18 protein-coding genes are annotated in these 20,433 nt (G+C 72.5%); 12 read left to right on the plus strand and 6 right to left on the minus strand.

Annotated elements, in window-relative coordinates; translation table 11 throughout:
• The first annotated feature begins 114 nt into the window (after nucleotides 1–114).
• From ACMXN5_RS41715 to ACMXN5_RS41745, 7 genes are all read left to right on the plus strand, one after another.
• Complete coding sequence (locus ACMXN5_RS41715) at nucleotides 115–1,587, plus strand: serine hydrolase domain-containing protein (RefSeq protein ID WP_439680084.1); 1,473 nt, start codon at nucleotides 115–117, stop codon at nucleotides 1,585–1,587.
• Nucleotides 1,584–3,155: an ABC transporter substrate-binding protein gene (locus ACMXN5_RS41720; protein ID WP_439680085.1), complete on the plus strand. Its 1,572-nt coding sequence runs from the start codon at nucleotides 1,584–1,586 to the stop codon at nucleotides 3,153–3,155. The genes ACMXN5_RS41715 and ACMXN5_RS41720 overlap by 4 nt, the downstream gene beginning before the upstream one ends.
• Nucleotides 3,152–4,141, plus strand: coding sequence for an ABC transporter permease (locus ACMXN5_RS41725; RefSeq protein ID WP_439680086.1), 990 nt, complete (start codon nucleotides 3,152–3,154; stop codon nucleotides 4,139–4,141). The genes ACMXN5_RS41720 and ACMXN5_RS41725 overlap by 4 nt, the downstream gene beginning before the upstream one ends.
• Before the next feature lie 2 nt (nucleotides 4,142–4,143).
• Complete coding sequence (locus tag ACMXN5_RS41730) at nucleotides 4,144–6,000, plus strand: dipeptide/oligopeptide/nickel ABC transporter permease/ATP-binding protein (RefSeq protein ID WP_439680087.1); 1,857 nt, start codon at nucleotides 4,144–4,146, stop codon at nucleotides 5,998–6,000.
• The gene (locus tag ACMXN5_RS41735; protein WP_439680088.1) at nucleotides 5,997–6,902 is read left to right on the plus strand and encodes an ATP-binding cassette domain-containing protein; all 906 of its coding nucleotides are present in this window, start codon (nucleotides 5,997–5,999) and stop codon (nucleotides 6,900–6,902) included. The genes ACMXN5_RS41730 and ACMXN5_RS41735 overlap by 4 nt, the downstream gene beginning before the upstream one ends.
• Complete coding sequence (locus tag ACMXN5_RS41740) at nucleotides 6,899–7,828, plus strand: GNAT family N-acetyltransferase (RefSeq protein WP_439680089.1); 930 nt, start codon at nucleotides 6,899–6,901, stop codon at nucleotides 7,826–7,828. The genes ACMXN5_RS41735 and ACMXN5_RS41740 overlap by 4 nt, the downstream gene beginning before the upstream one ends.
• A 292-nt stretch (nucleotides 7,829–8,120) precedes the next feature.
• Complete coding sequence (locus tag ACMXN5_RS41745) at nucleotides 8,121–9,782, plus strand: PucR family transcriptional regulator (RefSeq protein WP_439680090.1); 1,662 nt, start codon at nucleotides 8,121–8,123, stop codon at nucleotides 9,780–9,782.
• Nucleotides 9,783–9,805: 23 nt separating this feature from the next.
• On the opposite strand, the gene ACMXN5_RS41750 is transcribed toward ACMXN5_RS41745, so the two are convergent.
• The gene (locus tag ACMXN5_RS41750; protein WP_439680091.1) at nucleotides 9,806–10,621 is read right to left on the minus strand and encodes a SpoIIE family protein phosphatase; all 816 of its coding nucleotides are present in this window, start codon (nucleotides 10,619–10,621) and stop codon (nucleotides 9,806–9,808) included.
• A 452-nt stretch (nucleotides 10,622–11,073) separates the two neighbouring features.
• Between ACMXN5_RS41750 and ACMXN5_RS41755 the strand changes: the two genes are divergently transcribed.
• The gene (locus ACMXN5_RS41755; protein WP_439680092.1) at nucleotides 11,074–11,754 is read left to right on the plus strand and encodes a hypothetical protein; all 681 of its coding nucleotides are present in this window, start codon (nucleotides 11,074–11,076) and stop codon (nucleotides 11,752–11,754) included.
• Between the two features lie 12 nt (nucleotides 11,755–11,766).
• On the opposite strand, the gene ACMXN5_RS41760 is transcribed toward ACMXN5_RS41755, so the two are convergent.
• The 3 genes from ACMXN5_RS41760 to ACMXN5_RS41770 all read right to left on the minus strand — a co-directional run bounded on the left by ACMXN5_RS41760 (nucleotide 11,767) and on the right by ACMXN5_RS41770 (nucleotide 13,781).
• On the minus strand, nucleotides 11,767–12,399 hold the full coding sequence (locus ACMXN5_RS41760; protein ID WP_439680093.1) for an AAA family ATPase: 633 nt from the start codon (nucleotides 12,397–12,399) through the stop codon (nucleotides 11,767–11,769).
• A gap of 32 nt (nucleotides 12,400–12,431) precedes the next feature.
• Nucleotides 12,432–13,379 carry a D-2-hydroxyacid dehydrogenase family protein gene (locus ACMXN5_RS41765; protein ID WP_439680094.1) on the minus strand — a complete coding sequence of 316 codons (948 nt, stop codon included), beginning with the start codon at nucleotides 13,377–13,379 and terminating at the stop codon, nucleotides 12,432–12,434.
• Nucleotides 13,380–13,493: 114 nt separating this feature from the next.
• On the minus strand, nucleotides 13,494–13,781 hold the full coding sequence (locus tag ACMXN5_RS41770) for a hypothetical protein (protein ID WP_439680095.1): 288 nt from the start codon (nucleotides 13,779–13,781) through the stop codon (nucleotides 13,494–13,496).
• A 161-nt stretch (nucleotides 13,782–13,942) separates the two neighbouring features.
• On the opposite strand from ACMXN5_RS41770, the gene ACMXN5_RS41775 reads away from it, so the two are divergent.
• On the plus strand, nucleotides 13,943–14,236 hold the full coding sequence (locus ACMXN5_RS41775) for a DUF6343 family protein (RefSeq protein ID WP_439680096.1): 294 nt from the start codon (nucleotides 13,943–13,945) through the stop codon (nucleotides 14,234–14,236).
• Nucleotides 14,237–14,285: 49 nt separating this feature from the next.
• Here the strand turns inward: ACMXN5_RS41775 and ACMXN5_RS41780 are convergent, their stop codons facing one another.
• Nucleotides 14,286–15,182 (minus strand): EamA family transporter, encoded by an 897-nt coding sequence (locus tag ACMXN5_RS41780; RefSeq protein WP_439680097.1) that lies wholly within the window; start codon nucleotides 15,180–15,182, stop codon nucleotides 14,286–14,288.
• An 83-nt stretch (nucleotides 15,183–15,265) separates the two neighbouring features.
• Between ACMXN5_RS41780 and ACMXN5_RS41785 the strand changes: the two genes are divergently transcribed.
• The gene (locus ACMXN5_RS41785; RefSeq protein ID WP_439680098.1) at nucleotides 15,266–16,204 is read left to right on the plus strand and encodes a LysR family transcriptional regulator; all 939 of its coding nucleotides are present in this window, start codon (nucleotides 15,266–15,268) and stop codon (nucleotides 16,202–16,204) included.
• An 89-nt stretch (nucleotides 16,205–16,293) separates the two neighbouring features.
• On the opposite strand, the gene ACMXN5_RS41790 is transcribed toward ACMXN5_RS41785, so the two are convergent.
• Nucleotides 16,294–17,103, minus strand: coding sequence for a siderophore-interacting protein (locus ACMXN5_RS41790; protein WP_439680099.1), 810 nt, complete (start codon nucleotides 17,101–17,103; stop codon nucleotides 16,294–16,296).
• Between the two features lie 349 nt (nucleotides 17,104–17,452).
• Here ACMXN5_RS41790 and ACMXN5_RS41795 point away from each other — a divergent pair, with 349 nt between their 5' ends.
• Both ACMXN5_RS41795 and ACMXN5_RS41800 read left to right on the plus strand, forming a co-directional pair.
• A complete protein-coding gene (locus tag ACMXN5_RS41795) occupies nucleotides 17,453–18,661 on the plus strand; it encodes an ATP-grasp domain-containing protein (RefSeq protein WP_439680100.1) in 1,209 nt (402 codons plus the stop codon).
• Nucleotides 18,658–20,367, plus strand: a complete 1,710-nt coding sequence (locus ACMXN5_RS41800; RefSeq protein WP_439680101.1) for an IucA/IucC family protein — start codon at nucleotides 18,658–18,660, stop codon at nucleotides 20,365–20,367. The genes ACMXN5_RS41795 and ACMXN5_RS41800 overlap by 4 nt, the downstream gene beginning before the upstream one ends.
• The last annotated feature ends 66 nt before the right edge of the window (nucleotides 20,368–20,433 follow it).

Below are 20,433 nucleotides of genomic sequence, written 5' to 3' on the forward strand. Positions count from 1 at the left end.
GACAGGTTCGCCGACCGTTCTTCGTCCGGGACGACGATTCGGGGTTTTCGGACGCTGCCTACCGTGATCGTCCTCTGCGGCACTCGCCGCCGCCTTCCGAGGAGGTATCCCACGATGGGACGATCCGATGTGCCCGGGGCCGCTGCCCGGGCGCTGCCGACTCCCGAGTACCTAGCGACCCGTCTCGGCGAGCTGGCCAAGCGTGGCAATATCCCCGGCGCGAGCGTCGCGGTACGAATGGGCGACGAGACGGTCGCGGCCGCCACCGGCGTGCTCGACACGGAGATCGGGTACCCGGCCACGCCCGAGTCGATCTTCCAGATCGGCTCGATCACCAAAGTGTGGACGGCGACGCTGATCATGCAGCTGGTCGACGAGGGTGTGCTCAACCTCGACGCACCGGTGCGGACCTTCCTCCCGGACTTCAAGCTGCTCGACGAGGCCGCCGCGGCGAGCGTGACGGTTCGTCAACTGCTGTGCCACACCGCGGGGTTCGAGGGCGACGTGTTCGAGGACTTCGGTCCCGGTGACGACGCGGTGGCGGGGCTGGTCGGGCATCTGGCCGACCACGGCGGGCGGTTGTTCGCGCCCGGCGAGATGTTCTCCTACTGCAACAGCGGATACGTCGCCCTCGGTCGGATCGTCGAGGTGCTGACCGGGCAGACGTGGGAGGCCACGCTGCGCGAGCGGATCACCCTTCCGCTCGGGCTGACCCGGGTGGCGACCGGCGCCGCCGAGGCGATCCTGCACCGGGTGGCGATCGGGCACGTGGAGGGCCCCGACGGGACGAGCGTGAAGGCGCCGGTGTGGCAACTGCCCCGCTCCAACGCGCCGGCCGGCTCGACGCTGGCCACCACCGCGAGCGACCTGGTCGCGTTCGCCGCCGCGCACGTCGCGTGCGGCCTGTTGCCGGACGGCACCCGCCTGCTGTCCGAGGCGTCGGCCCTGGCCATGCGCGAGTCGCAGGTGGACGTGCCCGATGTCGGCGCGGTCGGCACCGCGTGGGGCCTGGGTTGGAACCTGTTCGACTGGGCGGGCGGCCCGGTGATCGGCCACGACGGCGGCACGTTCGGCCAGGCCGCGATCCTGCGGGTGGCCCCCGAGAGCGGCGTCTCGATCGCGATCCTGACCAACGGCGGCGAGTTGGGCGTGATGTACGAGCTGGTCCGCGAGGTGTTGGCGAGCACCGCGGGCGTCGCCATGCCCGAGCCCGCCGTGCCGCCCGTCGACCCGCCGGTGGTGGATGCACGCTTCTTCGTCGGTCGCTACGCGTCGCAGGTACTGGCGATGGACGTGGTCGAGTCGGAGCGCGGCTTCGAGCTGACCATGCGCACCCTGGGCACCGCGGCCAAGATGATGGGCGAGAGCGTCCGGACGACCGAACTGGTCGCCCGCGACGCCCGCACGCTGATCGCCGTCGAGGCGAAGGGCGGGCAGCACGACCAGTACGCCTTCGTCGGCGACGGCGACCGGGCGCGCTTCGTGCACATGACCCGCGCGCTGCCCCGGATGGTGGTCGGCGAGCCGGCCGCCACCTCCGGTGCCGAGCGGGCCGGCGTCGACTCCTGTAGCGGAGGCGCGCGATGAGACGCGCCTCGCGCGGGGCCGCCGCGGCGCTCGCGCTGGGCCTGTTCGCCGCCGGCTGCGGCGGGACGGGCACGGGTGGGAGTTCGGGGGACGGCGACACCGTCACCATCGCGATCCCCAGCGACCCCAGCAACCTGAACCCGATGACCACGCTGGTCTCCTACGCGACCATGATGAACCGCTTCTCCTACGACTCGCTGATCAACATCCGGCCCGACGGGCGTATCGCCTCCGGCGTCGCGGAGAAGTGGAGTTCCGACGCGAAATCGGCGACGTTCACGCTCAGGCGCGACGTGAAGTGCCAAAACGGTGAGCCGCTCACCGCGGCCGATGTCGCCGCCCAGTACAACCACATCGTCGACCCGGCCAACAAGTCGCCGCTGTACGGCCTGATGGTGCCTCCCGGGGTCACCGCCACCGCCGACAACGAGGCCGGCACGGTGACCCTCGAGACCTCGCAGCCGGCCCCGTTCCTGCTCCGCGGCACCTCGATGTTGCGGCTGGTGTGTCCCTCCTCGCTGAAGGACTCGGACAAGCTCGCCCACACCTCCGACGGCACCGGTCCCTTCCGACTCGCAGAGGTGGTCGCGGGCGACCATTTCACCTTCGTCAAACGACCCGGCTACACCTGGGGGCCGGACGGCGCCGACAATTCCGCGTTGCCGGACCGGGTGGTCTTCAAGGTCGTCGGCAACGAGTCCACCCGGACCAATCTGCTGCTCAGCGGGCAACTCGACATCGCGGCGGTGATGGGCCCCGACCGAGCCCGGTTGACCGCGGCCGGGATCAAGGCGGTGATCGAACGGGATCCACTGGGGATGTTGCTTTTCAACGAGGCGCCGAATCGTGTCACGGCCGATGCCCGGGTGCGCCGGGCGCTGCTGTCCGCGGTCGACCTCAAGCAGATCGGCGCGGTGGCCACCGGCGGCAAGGGCATGGCCCCGCTGCGGCTCGGCATCACGATGGGCCCACCGTGCACCGAGGACTCGGTCACCGGCCACCTCCCGCCGCACGACCCGGCGCAGGCCGCGGCGCTGATGCGTGAGGCCGGCTGGAAGAAGTCCGGCGGACACTGGAGCAAAGACGGCAAACAACTGTCGATCTCGATGCCGTATCCGGGCGTGTTCGGCACCCAACTCGTCTCGGCCGTCGAACTGGCGGTCAAGCAGTGGGAGTCGTTCGGGGTGAAGGTGAGCACCCAGCCGACCACGGCGTCGACGAACGCGTCGATCCTGATGGGCGGTCAGTGGGAACTCGCGTGGGCGCCGATCTCGGTGACCACGCCCGATCAGGTCCTCCCGTTCTTCTCCGGACCCAAGCCTCCCGAGGGGCTGAACTTCGGATCGCTCGACAATCCCGAATACCAGCGCCTCGTCGGCGAGGCGATGGCCAAGCCCGACATCGCCGGCTGTCCCGAATGGACGGCCGCCGAATCCGAGTTGATCAAACGCGCGGACGTGGTGACGTTCGTGGACTCGATGACCCCCTACTTCGTTCGAGGCTACAGCTTCGAACTCGACGGTGGCGGCGTGGTGCCGTCCTCCCTGCACAAGGTCGGTGGCCGATGAGCACCGCAACCCTGTCCGGCCGCGTGACGGACTTCCGTCTCGGTCCCTGGACTTCCTTCTTCCTGCGGCGCACCGGTCGCCTGGTGGTCTCGCTGGCCGCCCTGGTGACCGCAGCGTTCGCGATGATCCACTTCGTCCCCGGCGACCCCGTCCGCGGCGCCCTGGGGATGAACGCCACCCCTGAGGCGGTCGCCGCCCGCAAGGAACAACTGGGCCTGAACGACTCGCTGATCACCCAGTACAAACACTTCGTGAGCGGGCTCTTCCACGGCGACCTCGGCGAATCGATCACCGCCCGGGTCTCGGTGTCGAGCATGATCGGCGATCGGCTCCCCGCCACCCTGGAGATCGCGATCTACGCGTTCATCCTGGTCATGGTGGTGTCCATCCCGCTGGGCATGGCGATGGCCGTGTTCACCCTGAACGGCCGCCGGCGCCGCGGCGAACTGGCCTTCGCCTCCTCGACCGGGGCGATCGTGGCCATCCCGGAATTCCTCCTCGCCGTCGGCCTGGCCTCGGTGTTCGGCGTCAGCCTCGGCTGGTTCCCGGTGGCACTGCGCGAGGGGCCCGACTCCTACGTACTGCCCGTACTGGCCCTGGCCATCACCCCGATCGCCGCGCTGTCGCGGATCGTCCGGGTCGAGGCGCTGCGCGTGTTCGAGACCGACTACATGCGCACCGCCCGCGCCAAACGGCTGCCGAGCCGACTGCTCTACCTGCGACACGCGCTGCCGAACCTGCTCACCTCCTCGCTCACCCTCGGCGGCCTGATCCTCAGCAGCCTGCTCGCGGGCACCGTGCTGATCGAGAACGTCTTCGCCTGGCCCGGCCTGGGCATGACCATCGTCCAGGCGATCCTGCAGAAGGACTATCCGCTCGTCCAGGGCATCGTGCTCGTCTACGGAGCCGCCGCGCTCGCGATCCACTTCGCGGTCGACCTCGCCGTCGCCGTCGCCGACCCCAAGTCCACGATTCGCGGGAGCTGACGATGTCCAAGGCCCCTAGACTGCGCCAAGCGCTGCGCACCCCGATGGGTATCGCCACGGCGATCCTCAGCGCCCTGATCCTGCTCGTGGCGATCTTCGGCCCGATGCTGGCCGGCGACACCGCCGACCGGATCGACACCGACGCGATCGGCCGACACAGCGGCACCGAGCACCTGTTCGGTACCGACGCGCTCGGTCGCGACATCGCCGCCCGGGTGGTCGTGGCCACCCGGCTCACCCTCGAACTGACCCTGTTCGCCACGTTGATCGCGGTGCTCGGCGGGCTGATCCTGGGTGTGCTCCCGGCGGTCCTCGGCCGGCGCGCCGGCCGGCTGATCACCGCGACGGTCAACCTGCTCGTGGCCTTCCCCGGCCTGCTGTTCGTGCTCTTCCTCGCGGTCATCTTCGGCGTCGGCACCTTCTCCGCCGCCTTCGCCATCGGCCTGGGCGCGGCCCCCGCCACCGCCCGGCTCGTGCAGAACCTGACCGCTTCCGTCGCCGGCACCGACTACGTGGCCGCCGCGCGGATCCTGGGCGTCGGCCGGCTCCGGATCGTCGTGCGGCACATCCTGCCCAACATCGCCGAACCGGTCGCGCTGTTCGTCGCCCAGGTCGCCGCCGGCATCCTGGTCTCCTTCTCCGGCCTGTCCTTCCTCGGCCTTGGCGTGCAGGCGCCCGACTACGACTGGGGGCGCCTGCTCAACGAACAACTCGACCGGGTCATGGTCGACCCGATGTCGGCGGTCGGCCCCGGCGCCGCGATCGTGCTGACCGGCATCACGTTCGGCCTGATCGGCGAGGTGGTCGCGGGTGCCAGCGGTGGCCGCGGCGCGAACCGGCCCGAGGCCGAGCCGGTCGTCTCGATCGACGAACACGTCGCCGCCGAGGCGGAGTCGGCCCTGCTGCACGTCGACCACCTGCGGGTGCGCTTCCCGGGACACACCGCCGTACACGATGTGTGCCTCAGCGTCACCGAGGGCGAGGCGGTCGGCATCGTCGGCGAGTCCGGCTCGGGCAAGAGCCTGACCGCGCTGGCCGCGGCCGGACTGGTTCCGCACCCCGGCCGGGTCAGCGCCCGTACCCTGCGCTTCGCCGACCGGGACCTGAACCGCCAGGCACCCAAGGGCACTTCGCTGGCCATGGTGTTCCAGGACCCGATGGCCTCGCTCAACCCGGCGCTCACCGTGGGCCGGCAACTCGCCGAGGTCGCCGAGGTGCACCACGGCGCCGGCCGCGCGGCGGCACTGACCCGAGCGGTCGCCCGACTGGGCGCGGTGGGCATCATCAACCCCGAACAGCGGGTCGCCAAGCGCCCGCACGAGTTCTCCGGCGGCATGCGCCAGCGGGTGATGATCGCGATGGGCCTGATGGGCGAGCCCCGACTGATCATCGCCGACGAGCCGACCACCGCTCTCGATGTCACCGTTCAGGCCCAGGTGTTGGCCCTGCTGCGGGACGTACGGGCCGAATCCGGCGCCGCGTTGCTGCTCATCTCGCACGACATCGCCGTCGTGTCGCAGGTGTGCGACCGGGTCGTGGTGATGTACGCGGGCCGCATCGTCGAGGAACTGCCGGTCGGCGACCTGGCCGACGGCGTCGCGCACCCGTACTCGGCCGCGCTGATCGGCGCGGTACCGACCATGACCACCGACCGGGACGTGCCGCTGGCGACCATCCCGGGCCGCCCGCCGGAGCCCGGCGAGGAGAGCGTGGGCTGCCCGTTCGCGCCGCGCTGCGCCCGGGCGAGCGACCGCTGCCGGACCGAGGAACCGGTCCTGGAACGCATCGGCCCCGGACGCCGCGTGGCGTGCTGGGACCCGATCACCACCGCCGTGCAGGAACTGGAGGAGGTTCGATGAAAGCCGCAGGTACGGTTGCCCCGGTCGCGGCCGAGGCCGACGCAGCGCCCGCCGGGGCCGGCACGTCCGGTTCGCTCGAACTGCGCCACATCACGGTGCGCTACGGCCGTGGCCGCTCGGCGGTGACCGCCGTCGACGACGTGTCCCTGGAGGTGCCGGCGGGCCGCGTGGTCGGCCTGGTCGGCGGCTCCGGATCGGGCAAGTCCACCCTCGGCCGGGCCGCGGTCGGGCTGGTGCCGATCACCGCGGGCAACGTCCTGGTGGACGGCGTCGACCAGGGTCGGCGGCCCGGGCGCAGGCCGGTGCAACTGGTCTTCCAGGACCCGTTCGCGTCGCTGAACCCCCGGTTGAGCGTGGGCGCCTCGGTGGCCGAGGCGGTGCCGCGCGAGGACCGGGCGCGGCGGGCGGAGGAGGTGGCCCGGTATCTCGACCTGGTCGGGATCGACCCGGGGATGAGCACCCGAATGCCGCGCGCGCTCTCCGGCGGCCAGCGGCAACGGGTGGCGCTGGCCCGCGCGTTGGCCGCGCGACCGGCGGTCCTGGTGGCGGACGAGGTCACCTCGGCGCTGGACGTCTCGGTCCAGGGCGCGGTGCTCAACCTGATCCGCGACCTGCAGCGCGAGCTGGGCTTCGCGATGTTGTTCATCACGCACAACCTGGCCGTGGTGCGCTACCTGGCGGACCGGATCGCGGTGATGGACCGGGGTGTCCTGGTCGAGGAGGGGCCGGCCGCACAGGTCCTTGAGGACCCCGAACACGAGTACACGCGGGCGCTGTTGTCGGGCGTACCGCGGATCGGCGAGCCGCTGCCGGAGGGCGCGGGCACCGAGGGCGCGCAGACCGGGGGAGCGGCGCGGGCCGCCTCCGGTACGGACGAGGGAACGGAGACCGGGAACCGATGACCCCGACACCGGCGGGCGCGCGGATCGGCGGCGACCTGTACCGTGCCGAACCCGAGCCCGCACCCGATTCCGGTGCGCTCCGCGACCGCGCGACCGCGGCGGCCGTCCGCGCGGCTCGCGCGGCGCACGTCGAGATCCGCCAACTGCACACGCTGGACGAGGTGTCCGAGGTGTGCAAGCTGCTGGACCGCATCTGGCAGGTGGACTCGGCGAATCCGATGATGTTGCCCGAACTGCTGATGGTCCTGGCGCATGCCGGCGGCTATGTGGCGGGCACCTACGAGGGCGACCGGTTGACCGGTGCCTGCGTGGCTCTGCTCGCCACCGACGGCCTGCACTCGCACATCGCGGGCGTGGACGTGCGCTCGCGCGGACGCGAGGTGGGCCACGCGCTCAAGGTGCACCAGCGCGCCTGGTGCCTGGACCGCGGGATCACCCGGATCAGCTGGACGTTCGACCCCCTGGTGGGGCGCAACGCGTTCTTCAATCTGGCCAAACTCGGTGCGGTACCCGCCGAGTATCTGGTCGACTTCTACGGGCGTTTGACCGACGCGTTCAACGCCGGTGACCATACCGATCGGCTGCTGGTGCGCTGGGATCTGACCGCCCCTCGGGTGGCCCTCGCCTGCGAGGGGATCCCGCAGCCGGCGGACGACGCGGCGGCTCCGGGGGAGGAGGGGGTCGCGATCGCTCTGGACGCGGGGGCCGATGGCCGACCCGTGCTCGGGCGCACCGATGCCGACGTGGTGATCGTCCGGGTGCCGCGCGACATCGACGCGCTGCGGCGTGCCGACCCGGACGCCGTACTCTCGTGGCGGCTGGCGGTGCGCGAGGTGCTCGGCGGGCTGATGGGCGAGGGTCGCGTGGTGCGCGGCTTCGGGCGGCTCGGGGGATATGTCGTGGACCGGCGACGAGACGGGGGCTGAGTGCGCCTCGGCTCGGTTCGAGCCGAAGGGCTGTGACGCATGTGGTCCGGTTCGGTTCGGCGGCACGTGCGGCCGTTGGATCGAACCGGGCGTGGGCCGGAGATTTCCCCACTTTCGGCCCAAGATCGTTTAGACTCCCGCACACGGATCGGCCACCGGGCGACACGGCCGCTCCGGTGCGTTCGACGGGGGCTCGTGTCGACCGAATGGATCCCCTCGTGACGGACCTGACCGACAACCGGCCGATATCCGCCCGGGCCACCGTGCCCGCCGACGCCTCGACGGACCCGCGATGACCGCGCGTCCGCGCGCCGTGCTCGGGCGCATCATCGACGACCTCGGCTCGACCCTTTTCGAGGTCGCCGCCGGCGAAGCGGACCCGAACCGCGAGGTCACCGGCGTCCTCATCCACGACCCGGGCGACGAACCCGCGCACCCGCCCGGCGCGGTGGTGCTCGGCGTCGCGGTCTACGGGTCCTCGGCGATCGCCACCCTGGTGCACCGCGCGGCGGCGCTGGCCGCCTCGGCCGTCGTGGTGCGCGGGCCGCTCGCGGTGGACGCGGAGATCCGGGACGCGGTGGCGCAGACCGGCGTGGTGGTGCTCGCGCTGACCCCCGGGGCGTCCTGGTCCCAGGTCGCCACGCTGCTGCGCTCGCTGCTCGCGGTGGACGAGATCGGCAGCGCGCAGACCGGCGAAACCCTGGACGGGGCACCCTCCGGCGACCTGTTCGCGCTGGTCAACGCGATCGCCGCGCTGCTGGACGGGCCGGTCACGGTGGAGGATCGCAGCGGGCGCGTACTGGCCTTCTCCAGCCGCCAGGACGAGGCGGACGAGCCGCGGATCGCCACCATCCTGGATCGCCAGGTGCCCGCCGAGTGGTTGCGGATCCTGGAGGAGCGCGGCGCGTTCCAGGCGCTGTATCGCAGCGAGGGTCCGGTGTACCTGCCGGGCGTCTCGGACATGCCCCGGGTGGCCATCGCGGTGCGCGCCGGGGACGAGATCCTCGGCTCGATCTGGGTCGTGGTGCGCGGGCCGCTGTCCGCCGAGTTGCAGCGGTCGCTGATCGAGGCGGCCAAGGTGGTCGCGCTGCACCTGCTGCGCCGACGGGCGGGCGCCGACGTGGAGCGCCGGTTGCGCACCGACCTGCTGGCCACGGTGCTCGAAGGCGGGCCGGCGGCGGTGGACGCGGCGGGCCGACTCGGCCTGGCGCACCAGCCGGCGTGTGTGCTCGCGCTCGCGGTGGTGGGCGACGCGGCACCGGCCGAGCGCACCGCCGAGGAGCACCGGATCGTCGACGCGCTGGCGCTGCACCTGGCGGCGGTACATCCGCGGACCGCGACGGCCCGGCTCGGCGGCTTCACCTACGCGATCCTGCCGACCGAGTCGGACGCGCGGGCGGTACGGCTGGCCGAGGAGTTCCTGGCCCGGATCGGCGGGCGGATCGAGGCGGTGGTGGGCATCGGCCGGGTGGCCGCCCGCGCCGTCGACCTGCCCTCGTCCCGGGCGGACGCCGATCGTGCGCTGCGCGTGTTGCGCTCGGGCCGATCCCCGCTGCGGGTGGCCAGGCTGTGCGACGTGTACGTGTCGTCGCTGCTGGTCGAGGTGGCCGACCGGGTGGCCGCCACGGACGACGCACCGGCCGGGCCGGTGGCCCGACTGCGGGCCTACGACGCCGAACACGACACCCATCTCACCGAGACATTGGCGGCGTGGCTGGACACGTTCGGTGACGTCACCGCCGCCGCGGCGGCCGTGCACGTGCACCCGAACACGTTCCGCTATCGGCTGCGCCGGTTGTCCGAGGTGGGCGCGATCGACCTCGCCGACGGCGACGCGCGCTTCGACGCGATGTTCCAGCTCCGGCTGTACGGGGTGCACGGGAGCGGCCCGGCGCACCGGTCGCTCGACGCGGCGCGGCTGGTGCCGACGCCGATGCGGGGGACGGTGGGGTAGGGCTTCTCTCGGGGTGTGGTCGGTCAGGTGCCGAGCGGGCCCGGTTCGACCAGGAACAGCGCCGCGTCGCCGGGGAAGGCTGGGGCGAAGTGTGCCTCGACGTCGACCGCCAGGCGGTCCAGCGCGTCGGCGAAGTCGCCGCCCACGTGGCTCGGGGCGCGCTCGGCGAACGGGTAGCGCGTGCCGTCCGCGCCCGCGGCCTCGGCGAGTTCGTCCGTGTACAGCAGTACCCGCTCGCCCCGGCCCGCCGCGACGGTCAGCTCCGGCGGGCGGAACGTGCCGGGTGTCAGTGCGCCGATCGGCGGGGTGGCGTAGATGGGTTCCAGGCCGAGCACCCGCCGGCCGACGATCAGGAGCGGGTTCGGATAGCCGCGGTTGACCAGGGTCAGCGAGCCGTCTCCGGCCGGCCCGCCGGCGCGCTCGACCAGCAGCAGCCGGACCAGGGGCCGATGGCCGCGCGAATGGTCCTCGCGCAGGGCCAGCGCGATCCGGTGGGAGACCTCGGCCGGTGAGGGCAACTCGGCGGCGACCGCACCGAACGCGGCGAGCACCTCCGCCGCCAGATCGGGCGCGCACAGCGGATCGCCGGCCACGTCACCAAACACCGCCCGAGCCCCCAACGGCGTCTCGCGAACCTCGCCGAACCAGCACCGATCGGCCGGCTCGGGCGCTTCCGCCGCACCCCCGACCCGCCGAGCAGCCACGCGCAGCCCATCAACCCGGGCAAGGGTCGTCTCCCCTATCCCCGGCGAGAGGTCATACCCGGCAGCCGCGGACTGCCCGCGATCACTCGACATGCTGGACAGATCGGACTCGGGCGGCTGCGCGTCGGTACTCACGGATCTCCTCACCGGCGGGACACCTCCGACGAGTGTCACCCACCCACGACCCCCCGAAACGCCCCCAACCCCCATCCGCCGACCCCAGCCCCGCTTCGCGCCCGCCCGGGCCCGTCCCGCACCTGCCCCGCGCCTGTCCCGCGCCCGCCTGGGCCGCCTCGTGGTCGCGGTGCCGTGCTCTGTGCTCGGCTCGTGTTCGTTTGTCGGGGGAGGCTTTGGGGGTTTGGGGGGTGGGCAGGGTTGGAGGGAGGAGAGGGGTTGGTGTGGTGAGTGGTGGGGTTGAGACCGGGGCCATGACCTCGTTCGACGAGATTTATGACCGGGCGGATCCTCGGGGGTTCTTTCGGGCGCTCGGGGCGTGGGGGTATCAGACGCCGCATCATGCGCAAGAGGTGTTTCGGCGGCTTGTCGCCACTCGGGCAGAGGGGGGCGCGGGCGTTGCGGTCTTGGACATGTGTTGCTCCTACGGGATCAACGCGGCGCTGCTCAACCACGACGTGACCCTCGCCGAGTTGTACGAGCGGTACGCTTCCGCGCCCATCGTCGCGATGGACACCGCCGAGCTGATCGAGGCCGACCGCGAGTGGTACGCCGCCCGCCGCCGCGCCGACGCGGTGCCCGTGATCGGCCTGGACGTGGCGGCCAACGCCATCGCCTACGCGCGCGCCGTCGGCCTGCTCGACGCCGGGTTCGCCGAGAACCTGGAGGTCGCGTCCCCCTCGCCGGAACTGCTCGCCGCCGCGCGCCCGGTCGGCCTGATCACCGTCACCGGCGGCGCCAGCTTCCTGTCTCCGCGCAGCTTCCGCCCCTTCCTGACCGACGCCCCGGCACCCGTGTGGGTGGCCGCGTTCGTCCTGCGCACCGGCTCCTACCGAGCCATCGCCGACGGACTCACCGCCCACGGCCTGGTCACCGAGAGGTTCGGCGCGCACACCTTCCCGCAACGCCGCTTCACCAGCGAACGGGAGCAGCGCTACGCCGTCGACGCGGTGCTCGCCGCCGCCGAGGACCCCGAAGGCCGCGAATCCGCGGGCTGGTTCCACGCCGCGCTGCACCTGTCCCGCCCCGAGGACCACACCACCACGTTCCCTCTCACCACCCTCCTGCCGGATGGGCCGCGAGAGCGGATCTGACCCGACGGGGGGCTACACGAAGCGGATGTGCCGCAACCCCGTCCAGGCCCGGCGTACCCGAGCCCGCGCGGGGGAGTCGGTGTTGGGCACCAGGGTCAACTCGGTCGACTCGGCGATCAGGTCGGCCACCCTCGGCGTGTCGATGTGGTCGGTGTGGATGTGCTCGGCGAACTCCGGGCCGGCCAGGCGTTCCAGGCACAGATCGAGCCGGGCGACCGCGAAGCTCTCCCGCCGCAGCGGTGCCTCCCGGCCCGCCACCACGCGCACCGCCCGCCCGAAGCCGCGCTCGGCCAACCGCCGCAACACCGTCCCCCGCTCGGCCAACAGCGCGAAGTGCCGTACGTCGTGGCCCCGTTCGCGCAGCCGGCCGACGATCTCCCGGAAGTAGTCCGGCTCGATCACCGTCATCGGTGCCAACACCGGCCCCGGATGCCTGGCCAGGGTCAGATCCAGCACCTCGTACACCCCCTGCCGCCACGCCGGCAGATCCTGGAAGTCGCCGCGCAGCGCCCGCGGCGTCATCCGGTGCAGCCCGAAGCCGACCTCCTCCGGGTCGCAGATCACACTGCCCGGCAGCCGTCGGTGCAGCTCGTGCGCCGTCTGCGTCTTGCCGCCCCCGAAGGGGCCGTTGATCCAGATGAGCATGCGCACGACCCTAAGCCGCCGACGCCGCCGACCTACAACTCCCGTACCGGCACGCCCGCGAGGAAGGCCGCGACGTCCTCGACCGCCTCGGCGTACGCCAGTTCGTAGTTGTCCCGCGTCGCATACCCGATGTGCGGGGTGAGCACGGTATTGGGTGCCGCCAGGATCGGGTCGTCCGCCGGGATCGGCTCCACGGGGTACACATCCAGCCCGGCCCCCGCGATCCGGCCCTCGTGCAGCGCGGCCAGCAGCGCGTCCCGGTCCACGATCGGCGCGCGCGAGGTGTTGACCAGATACGCGGTCGGCCGCATCAGCGCGAGTTCGGCCGCGCCGACCAGCGACCTGGTGCGCTCGCTGTAGCGCACATGCACGGTGACGAAGTCGGCGCGCCGGAACAACTCCTCCTTGGCCACCACCTCGACGCCGACCGCCGCGCCCTGTTCGGCCGTGAGGTTGCTGCTCCAGGCCAGCACCCGCATCCCGAACGCGGCGCCGACCCGGGCCACTCGGGTGCCCAGCTTGCCCAGACCGATCACGCCGAGCGTGGCGCCGGCGAGGTCGACGCCCACGCCGCGCTGCCAGGTACCGGCCCGCAGGCTCGCCTCCTCGGCCCCGGTGCGCTTGGCCAGTTCGAGGATCAGCGCCCAGGTCAACTCCGCCGCCGGATGCGGGAGCAGACTCGTGCCACAGACGGTGACGCCCCGGGCACGCGCCGCCTCGACGTCGATCGCGGCGTTGTTCATCCCGGTGGTGATCAAAAGCCGCAACGCGGGCAGCCGGGCCAGCAGTTCCGCCGGGAACGCGGTGCGCTCGCGCATCGCCACCACCGCGTCGAACCCCGACAGGCGTTCGACCAACGTGTCGGGGTCGCGCACATGGTCCGGGAAGAAGATCGCCTCGGTGTCGTCCGGCAGTTCGCCCCAGCAGTCGAGCGCTGCGGCCTGCCCCTGATAGTCGTCGATCACGGCCACCCGAAACACGTGCGCCCCCTCGCCTGCGGCCCCCGTCGCGCGGCTCGCCCGGCCGGACCGCGTCCGACCCTACCGGCGGCCTCGGCCGAGAGCCCGTGCGAGGTCAGCCGAGGTCAGCCGAGGTCAGCCGAGGGCCGCCAGGCCCGTGCGCAGGTCGTCCAGGTTCATCACCGGCCGGACGGCGACCTTGGCGCCCAACTCGAAGAACGGTTCGGTGATGGACGGCAACTGGGAGGAGTCCTGCATGTCGAACACGAGCAGACACGTACGGTCGCCCTCGAACGCGGCGAAGTAGGCCGCCTCGGGGTTCACCCGTTCGACGATGGACTGGATCCGTTTGCCCAGCGACCCGTCCGCGATCGCCTGGTTGCCCGCCTCGGTGTTCATCCGTGCGGAAAGAAGCATGCGCATCGATCTCACCTGCGTTTCGGTACGGATCGCGCTCGACACTCGCCTCGGGCGTCGTGGAGGACTCGATCACGTACGTTTCCAGCGTCCTCCCGTGCTCCCACCCGTGCAAACGCCCGGGCGCGGGACCGCGTATCGGGTGTGCCGTCGGGTATGCGAAAGATATGAACGCGCGACATCGCGCTTCGACCAGGCGCCCTCCCGGCAGCGAGGCGGCCCACCCCCGCAGCGACCTCCCCGCGCGTCGGGTCATGTCCCGGATCGCGCTGCCGTTCTTCGTGATCGCGTGCGCGGCGTGCGCCGTGGCCGCCGTCGGGGACGTCGCCGACAGCGTGCGCACCCTCTGGCTGATCGCGGCGATCGTCTGCGCCCTCACGGCCGTGATCGCCTGGATCGACCTGCGGGTGATCGCCCGCCGGATGCGCGAGGAACGGACCCGGTCCGGCCGCCCCGGGTGAGCCGCTCGCCCTCGACGCACGGCCGCCGCGCCGCGACCGGCGCCGGGGGCTACTGCGCGCGCACCGTGGCCGGCGGCTCCGCCCGGCCCTCCGCCGTCGGCTCCGCCGCACGCCGTGCCCCCGCCGAGCGGGCCGTGCCCAGCGCGGCGGCGGTGACCAGGAGCATGCCCAGGATCTGCGCCGCGCCCGGGACCTGATGCAGGAAGACCAGGCCGGCGAGCAACGCGGCGGCCGGCTCCAGGCTCATCAGCGTGCCGAACGCGGCGGCGGTCAGCCTGCGCAGGGCGAACAGTTCGAGGGTGTAGGGCAGGATCGGGATGAGCAGCGCCAACGCCGCGCCCTCCAGGACGAGCGGCGGCGTCACTTCCCCACCGGCCACCTGCGGTACACCGACGAAGGCGCTCGCGACGGTGGCGACGGGGATGGAGTAGGCCAACCCGTCGAGGCCCGAGAAGCGATCGCCGATGCGCTGGGTGAGGATCACGTAGCCGGCCCAACCGGCCGCGCAGATCAGCGCGTACACCAGGCCCAGGGTGTCGAGCCGACCCTGCCAGGGGCGGGTGGCCAGGACCACGCCGACGAAGGCCAGGACCGGCCAGAGCAGGCCCCAACGATCCCGGCGGCGCAGCACCGCCACGCCCAGCGGGCCGAGGAAGGCGATCGCCACCTCCGTCCCGAGCGGGATCCGGGCGATCGCCTCGAATCCGGCCACGGTCATCACCGCGCTCGCCGTGCCGAGTGTGAGAGCCGCGCCCAGATCGGCGCGGGAGCGTGTCCAGGGCCTGGGTCGGACCAGGATCAGGAAGAACAGCGAGGCCCAGCACAGCCGCAGCCAGGCCGTGCCCGCCGGGCCGATCGAGTCGAACATGTGCGTGGAGGTGGCGGCGCCGATCTGCACGGCGACGATCGAGCCCAGGGCGAGCAGCGGGGCCGGTGTGTTCCTCATCCGCCCATTGCAGGCGAGCGTGACGGTCCGCGTCCATCGCGTGATGATGGACAGAACGTCCGCTCGGTACGGATGATGAGTCGATGGAGACCCGCCTGCTGCGCACCCTGGTCGAGCTTGATCGGCTGGGCACGATGCGCGCCGTGGCCGAGGCCACCGGCTACGGGACATCGGCCGTGTCGCAGCAGATCGCCGCACTCGAACGGGAGACGGGCGTCGAACTGGTCGAGCGCACCGGGCGGACCGTGCGACTGACCTGCGCCGGGCGGCGGTTCGCCGAGCACGCGGTGGACATCCTCGCCGCGGAGGAGGCCGCCCGGGCGGTGCTGCGCGCCGACGCCGAACCCGCCGGACTGCTCAAGGTGGCCGCGTACGCCGCCGCGATCTCGGCCGATCTGCTGCCGGTGGCCGGGGAGTTGGCCCGTTCGCATCCGGCGCTGCGGCTCGAACTCCAGGAACGGGAGCCGGCCGAGGTGCTGGATCTGCTCGCGCACGACCGGATCGACCTGGGCTTCGGCTACGACTACAGCCTGTTCCAGCGGTTCGCCCACGACGGCGCGGCGGTGCGGATGATGTGCCGTACGCCGCTGGTGCTCGCCGTGCCCGCCGGGTGCGCGGTGCCGGGGCGGATCGCGGTGCCGCGCGAGTTGCGGACCCTGGAGCGACTTCCGTGGGTGGTCAACTCGCGGGGCGACCAGGACGGCGAACTGGTGTCCAGGCTCTGCGGGATCGCCGGGTTCCGGCCTCGGATCGCGCACCGCGCGGACAGCCTGGACCTGATCCTGGACTTCGTCGCCGCCGACCTCGGCGTCGCGGTCGTGCCGTCGTTCGCGCCGCCCCGGTCGGGTGTGCGATACGTGCCGATGCCCGGGATCGAGGTGGAGCGGCGGATGTTCGCGATCACCCGCCCCGGCGGCCATCTGCGGCCCGGCGTGGAGCTGGTCGTGGATCGGGTGATCGCACAGCGGGCGCGCATGGACGCGGCAGACGTGGACGCGACGGAGGCGGAAGGGGCGGGTTGACCGGGCGCGCCGGCTGCGTTCCGGGCCGAGTCGCCGGTACTCGGCCCGGTCTCCCGCTCGGGTTCACCCGCCGTGTCGAAGTCGCCCGATCAGTGGGTGAGTTGCACCCTCGGAGCGGCGGCGCCCGGTTCTGTGTGCGCGGTCTCCTCGGTGTGGCCCACCCGCCAGTAGCCCATGAACGCGATCGCGCGGGGGTCCATGCCGCGTTCGTCCTTGAGGTGGCGGCGCAGCGCCCGCACCCGGCCGGCCTCGCCCGCGAGCCACGCGTAGCCGTGGTCGGTCGGCGGCCGGGCGTCGCGGACCGCGTCCAGGAGGCGGTGGTCCCCGGCCGGCGCACCACCCCGGTGCAGCCAGTTCACCCGTACGCCGGGCGGCGCGGCCAACTGCTGGCGGTCCGCCTCGGTGGTCACCTCGACGAACACGGTCCCCTCGGCGTCGGCCGGCAACGACTCGACGATGGACCCGATCGCCGGCAGCGCCGCGTGGTCCCCGACCAGAAGCAGGCGGCGGCCCGCGGGTGGCTCGAAGCTGTAGCCCCCGTTGCGGGCGGCGGTCGGCCCCAGCACCTCGATCGGGTCCCCGGGGCGGGCCGCGCGCGCCCAACGGGACGCCGGCCCGCCGGGCGTGTGCAGCGCGAAGTCGATGTCGATCTCGACCGGATCCGAACGGTGCGCGCGCACGGTGTAGGTGCGCTGGTACGGCCGGTCCGCCTCGGGGATCCGCGCCCACGCCTCGCGCCAGGTCAGGTCCGCCCGGGTGATCCGGGGTGCCGGTCGGCCCTCGCGCGGGACGAACAGCTTGATCCGCTGATCCGGCCCGCCGGGCACGAAGCTCGCCAGGCGCGGGCCGGTCAGGGTGATCCGGATCGCGTTGCGGGTGATCGGGGTGTTGCGGACCACGGTGAGGTGGAAGGGCCGGTACAGCCGCGCACGACGTTCACGTTCGGTGGTGATGGGAACTCGCCCTCTCGGACACGGGTCGACCGGTGGACGACACGGGACGATGTCGGAGTTAGGTTAGCCTGACCGAGCGGGTTTCACGATCACCCGCGACGCGCCGACACTGGGCCGAACGGGCTTGGCAAGGGCCGGATTTGGCCAGGAGGTATGGCTAGCCTAAGTTGGTCCGGGTCCCCGGCCGGTCCGGGTCGGGACGCCCGGCGGCGGGGTGTGTTCGCCGAGGGCGGGGCGTGCCCGGGCCCGGCGTCCGGATCGACGAGTCGACGTGTCCGAGGGGGAGCGATCACGCATGCGGCTGTACCTGCTCGCGCTCAACCCCACCGACTCGGTCACCGACGGCTTCCTGCCCGCCGCCCACCGCCTGGGCCTGGACGTCACCCTGCTCACCGACCCCGCCTACGTGCCGGCCCACCTCGCGGTGTGCGGCGGCCGGGACTTCGTCGAGGTCGTGGAGTGCGACGTCCGCGACTTCCGCGCGGTGATCGACCGGATCGCCGACGGCCCCCACCCCGACGCGGTGTTCAGCAACAGCGACCACCTCCAGGTGCAAACCGCCCTGGCCGCCGCCTGGTTCGACCTCCCCGCCAAGGAATGGCGGGCCGCGCTGCACGCCAAGAACAAGGCACACATGCGCCGACGGCTGGCCGCCACGGCCGTCGACCCGGTCTGGGCCGCCGAACTGGCGCCGGAGCGGGACGCGAAGGAACTGCTCGCGCTCGACCCGCCGTTCCCGTGCGTGGTCAAACCCCGCGAGGGCGTGGCGGGTGAGGACGTGGTGCTGGTCGCCGACGACGGGCAACTCCTGGCGAGCTGCGCCGAGATCCGCTCCCGTCGGCCCGGCGCGGCGCTGGTGGTCGAGGAGTTCCTGAGCGGCGAGCTCTACACCCTGGAAACCCTCGGCGACCGGAACGGCACACGGGTGGTGGCCGGATTCCACACCCACCTGTCGCCGCCACCACACTTCATCGAACTGAGGCTGGATCTGGTCCCCCACCCGCCCGCCGCGAGCACCGCCGGCGTACTGGACCGGCTCGACGCGCTCGGCGTCGGATTCGGCGCCTGTCACACCGAATTCGTGCTCCAGGACGGTCGCCCCCGGATCATCGAGGTCAACTACCGCGCCATCGGCGACCAGTGCGACCTGCTGCTCGCCGACGTCCTGGACATCCCGCTCTTCGAGTACATCCTGCGCGTGCACCTCGGCGACGACCTCCCCGCCGACCTCGGTGCGCACACCGACCGGCACGCCCGCATCGACTGGCCGTGCGCGGACCGTGCCGGCGTGCTCACCACCGCTCCGGGCCGCGAGGACACCACCTCCGACGCGGGTGTGCGGACGGACTACCACCCGCTGCGGGCGATCGGCGAACACCACGAACTGCACCACTCCAACCGGGACTACCTCGGCGTGCTGCGCACGACCGGTACCGACCGGTCGGCGGTCGACCACGCGGCCAAGGCGTTCCTCGCCGACCACACGTGGGGCATCACCCCGTGACCGAACCCGCCGTCGCCGACCCGGCACCACCCGACCCGGCCCGGCGCGGCGCGTCGGCGAACGCCCCCGACGGCGAGCAACTGCGACGCGTGCTCGACGCCGTACTGCGCGAGGACATCCTCGGCCTGCGCTCCACCGCCGAAACCCTGCACCGGCCCGACGGCACCTGGTTGCGACTGAACGCCCCGCATGGCACGGCGAGTTGGCTGATTCCTGTGCGTCCCGACGGTTTCCAGTGCGAGTACGCGGCCCGCGAACCGCTTCTGCTCGCCGAACACGAGGGCACCCGACTGACCACCACCGGCGCCGTGTTGGCCGGCCTGCGCGACCAGGCCGACCCCCGCGACCGCTCCGGCTTCGACGACTTCGCCGAGGAGTGCCGCCAGTCGGCCCGGGCCGGCCGCGCCATGGCCGACGCGATCCCGGCAGTCCGGGCCCGGCTCGCCGCCGACCACGGCCCGGACCCGAGCACCTGGACCGGACTGCGCGCCGGCCCGGCCCTCGACACCCTCGCCGCACATCTCGACCACCCCATCCACCCGACCCCGCGCGCCCGTTCCGGCCTGGACGCGGCGGCGCTTCGCCGCTACGCCCCCGAACACCACCCGACCTTCCGGCTGCGCTGGGCCCTGCTCCCGCACGACGCGGCCACGCTCACCGGCACCCTGCCCGACTGGTGGCCCACCCCCACCACACTCGGCCGACCCGACCTGGAACACAGCCGGCTCGCGCTGCCGGTACACCCCCTCACCCTCGACCGACTCCCGCACCCGGCCGTGCCCACCGCACCGGCCCACCTGGACGTGCGGCCGACCCTGTCGATGCGCACCGTCGCCGTGCTCGACCACCCCGGCGTACACCTCAAGCTCCCGCTGCCGATCGCCACCCTCGGCATGCGCAACCGACGCACCATCAAACCCGGCACGCTCGTCGACGGCGCCGCCGGACAACGCCTGCTCGCCGCCGTCCTGGACCGCGAACCCCGCTTACGAGACCGGGTGTTGCTCGCCGACGAACAGACCCACCTGCACGCCTGCCACGAACTGCTCGCCGTCCTGGTGCGCCGCTACCCGAACCTGCCCGACGACACCCTCGTACTCCCCGTCGCCGCCCTGCTCGCCCGGGTGCACGACGGCACGTCCGTTCTCAACCGGGTCGCCGAACGCTGGTACGGCGGCGACCGGTTCGCGCTGCTCGACGCCTACCTCACGCTGCTCCTGGACTGGCAGACCACACTCTTCCGGTACGGCGTCGCACTCGAATCGCACCCGCAGAACCTCTCCCTCGTACTCGCCGACGACCGCCCCATGCGCCTCCTGCTCAAGGACAACGACGGGCCCCGGATCAACCGGGCCCGCTGCCCGGTCGAGCACGACGGCTTCGACGACCCGCGTACCTACAGCCCCGACGACGGGCCGCTTGCCGACCTGTTCGTCACCATCACCGTGCATCTGTGCGCCGGCGCCCTGGCATTCGCCCTGCCGGACGCCGAAAGCGCCCGACTGCTGCGCTTGGTACACGACCGGCTGGCGGAGATGGCGGATCCGTGGTTGCGCCGCCGGATCCTCGACGCGGACCGGCTCCCGATCAAGGCGATGGTCACCGCCGGGACCCTGCTCACCAAGGAGCGCTCCGGCGCTGCCGACATCAACAAGCACTACACGACCGGACCGAACTACCTGCGCCGTCCGGCCGAAACCCCGTAGCGGCCCGCCCACGCCACGGCCCCGAGCCGCACACCTCGCACCGCACATCGCGCACCTCGCACCTGC

This window comes from Embleya australiensis, assembly GCF_051903075.1.
GTDB lineage: Bacteria > Actinomycetota > Actinomycetes > Streptomycetales > Streptomycetaceae > Embleya.